Origin of the sequence: Devosia sp. (assembly GCF_040509215.1) — a bacterium.
GTDB lineage: Bacteria > Pseudomonadota > Alphaproteobacteria > Rhizobiales > Devosiaceae > Devosia.
In genome coordinates, this window is record NZ_JBEVLL010000036.1 from 1 (window position 1) to 3,164 (window position 3,164).

Here is a 3,164-nt window from a genome sequence, read left to right on the forward strand (position 1 = left end):
GACGAAAGCATGTACCAAACACCGCTCCAGTTGGCGGCCGCTAATGGCCGCCTCGCTACGACCGATGCCGTGAACATGACATAGGCCGCGTCCGTGGCGGCTGTCGCAATCACAACCCCGACTGCGACCCAGAAATCGATCCCCATTTGCGTTTCTCCTGAGCAAAGCGTCCGCGGCTTTCTGCCGACCGCGCTCAGGGTACGATGTTATCTTTCAACGAAGTCCCAACTCACCGCTCAACAACGCGCGTCAGGGTCTCTCGCGCTATCATTCAGCATTTGTTTGACCGCCTCGAGCGCGTTTTTGGACGCCTCGATATGATCGCGTGTACGGGTCGAGCGCGCCCTCATCCGTTCCCTAAACGATAAAAGCTGCCCGTCTCGAATGCTCTTCGATAGGCGAAAATCGACCCAAATGACATTGTCTCGTTGCATAACAGTCCGAACACCCTTCCATGGCCCGTGGTTCCGAACTGCAAGGCGTGTGCCGGGTCCGGCCGCAACCAGAACTGGCGGAGTGGCGGGCAATCTGATGGGCTATTCACCAAAAACCGGGACGCAGACCTCGGAATCGGCTCTCAACCACAGCCCTCAGATATTTGGCGCAGAGGATCTTTTTCCCAGTTCGCTTCAACGCGGAACAAGGTTATGACTTGGCATTATATCGAAACTCCAAGGACCAAAAAAAGAGGTCGAAGAACCGATGAGGGGGGATGCCAATATCATGATAGCTTCCAGTCGCGATCCAAAATATCCCAGTGCGCTTCGCGACTTGGGCCATGGATTGTTTTTCTCCAGCGCTTTGAAATTGGTAGCCCTGAGCGCAGTGCTCCTGGCGGGGGCGTTGGCTTTGGCGCCGGATGCCGCGCGCGCCGATTCGGTCGAAGAGGCCGCTCAGGTTTGTTCCGGGTGCCACGGCGAAAACGGTGTGCCCATGGACAAGACGATCCCCGTGATCTGGGGGCAGCGCCGCGAATACCTGCTCAAAGAGCTTCACGACTTCAAGACCGGCCACCGCAAGAATGAGACGATGGCGGCCATCGTCGACTCTCTTAGCAAGACCGATATGGAAGAGCTGGCTTCGTACTTCTCCAAGAAGCAGTGGCCGACTCAGGAGCAGCCCGCCCCGCCGGCCGACGTCGTGAGCAAGGCGCTCGCCGTCATCAACCAATTGAATTGCCGCGATTGCCACCAGGATCACTTCCAGGGCGACTACGTCCGGCCGAGCCTCCGTGGCCAGTCGGAAGATTATCTGCTGAAGACCATGACGGACTTCCACACTGGAGAGCGCGCCAATTTCCCAGCCATGTCGGCCCTGATGAAATCGTTGAATGAGGACCAGCTGAAGCCTTTGGCTGCCTACCTTGCCAGCCTGCCTCCTAAGGTGCCATCGATCAGCGAACGCTAATGGCTTGCCCGCCGCGGATCAACTCGGCGGGGCATCGACGGTCTGACATTTGAACGACACAAGGGAGGCACCATTTGCCTCCCTTTTTTAGCGGCTACCGCCTTCACGAACGCCCCTAGAAACGCTCGCCGACCATCTCTTCGCTCTTCGCCCACAGCGCCTTGGCGTGCTCGGCGTTGAGCGCATACGGGCGAACACCTTCGCTCGCCGCTGTGATCGGACCCTCCGTCACGTCAGACACATGGCAGTTCTCACAATAGCGGCCGCCGACGTCGTCGGCCGGTCCGACGAAGCCCGCCCATACGGAGGTCGCCGCGCCCTGCTGGATCGTCTTCAGTTGGTATGGCGGTTTGCCTGCGGCGGCCTGCTGCGCATTGACCTGGGCTAATAGCGCATCGATCTCGCCGGGCTGCATGTGCCGCCCAAGTTCGGTCATGATGCCTCCGGGATGCAACGCCGTCGCTCTCACGCCTTGAGCTTTGTGTCGGCGATCGAATTCGACCGCGAACAGGATGTTGGCGGTCTTTGACCGACCATAGGCGATCATCGGATCGTAAGGCGTGCGTTCGAAACCCGGGTCGTCGAGATCGACATCCGAATAGCGATGGCCTGCCGACGATACACTTACGAAGCGACCGCCGGGGGCGATGAGGGATGCGATGCGATTGACGAAAACGAAATGTCCGAGATGGTTGGTGCCGAATTGCGTCTCGAAGCCATCCTCGGTATGCCCAAAGGGCGTTCTCATCACGCCGGCATTGGCGATCACCACATCGAATGGCAGGCCCTGGGCGATCAGAGCGGCCGCGCAGGCGCGCACGCTTTTGAGGGATGCAAGATCCAACTCCACCAATTGAAAGCTGCCGCCCTTACCGGCTTCCGCCGGGACGTGTGATGTCGCTCGCTTTGCTTTGGCGAGATCGCGGGCGGCACCGACGACATCCGCCCCGTGCGCGACAAGAGCTCGAGCCGTCTCGATGCCGAGACCGGCCGATACGCCCGTAACGAGCACACGCTTTCCGCTAAGATCGATTCCCTGAAGCACATCATCGGTGGTCGACGTTGCCCCGAAAGAACTGGCCATGGCTTTCTCCTTCATCAATGGACGCACCACTCCTTCGGCCAAGAGGCATTGCCGACCGGCCTCGCATGGGATAAAAGGAGGATGCCTCCGGTTATATACGGAGGTTACCTCCGTTTATCAAGGGGCGATGTCACAGTGAGCGTTAGGGGCAAATCGCCGGTTGTGCGAAAGGGCCGGGCCGACGCCGCGCGCAACCGAATTCGCCTTCTCGAAGCTGCCAAAGCAGCTTTCGCCGCCAAAGGCTCAGCCGCAAGTCTCGAGGAAATCGCAACGGCGGCCGGCGTTGGCATCGGAACGCTCTACCGGCACTTCCCCACCCGTGACGAGCTTATCGAGGCCGTCTACCGCAATGAGACGGAGCAGCTCGCGGAGGCAGCCAGCCGCCTCGCCCAAAAGCATCCGCCCGTCAAGGCGCTGCGAGAATGGCTGCTGGTGTTCGTCGATTACATGGAAGCCAAGCATGGCATGTCGGAGGTCATGAACTCGATCGTCGGAGGACCATCTCACCTTTACGCGGCGAGCGGTGTCCAAACCAAAAACGCCATCACGATGCTGGCCGATAATGCCGTTTCCAGCGGCGACATCCGCCTTCCGATCGATCCCCTCGACCTTCTGCGGGCGCTAGCTGGTGTCGCGACGCTTGGTGCGCCCACCGACAGGCGCGCCGCTAAGC

At 60.0% G+C, this 3,164-nt stretch carries 3 protein-coding genes; 2 read left to right on the forward strand and 1 reads right to left on the reverse strand.

Going from position 1 to position 3,164, the window contains the following annotated elements:
- The first annotated feature begins 723 nt into the window (after positions 1–723).
- Positions 724–1,407, forward strand: a complete 684-nt coding sequence (locus tag ABW043_RS01730; protein WP_353919520.1) for a c-type cytochrome — start codon at positions 724–726, stop codon at positions 1,405–1,407.
- Positions 1,408–1,522: 115 nt separating this feature from the next.
- Here the strand turns inward: ABW043_RS01730 and ABW043_RS01735 are convergent, their stop codons facing one another.
- Positions 1,523–2,491, reverse strand: coding sequence for an SDR family NAD(P)-dependent oxidoreductase (locus tag ABW043_RS01735; protein ID WP_353919521.1), 969 nt, complete (start codon positions 2,489–2,491; stop codon positions 1,523–1,525).
- Positions 2,492–2,626: 135 nt separating this feature from the next.
- Between ABW043_RS01735 and ABW043_RS01740 the strand changes: the two genes are divergently transcribed.
- Positions 2,627–3,164, forward strand: a 538-nt coding sequence (locus ABW043_RS01740) for a TetR/AcrR family transcriptional regulator (RefSeq protein ID WP_353919522.1), incomplete at its 3' end; no start/stop codon positions are given.

Coding starts and splice junctions, on each gene's coding strand:
- ABW043_RS01730 (WP_353919520.1), top strand. CDS start 724: ATGATAGCTTCCAGTCGCGATCCAAAATATCCCAGTGCGCTTCGCGAC.
- ABW043_RS01735 (WP_353919521.1), bottom strand. CDS start 2,491: ATGGCCAGTTCTTTCGGGGCAACGTCGACCACCGATGATGTGCTTCAG.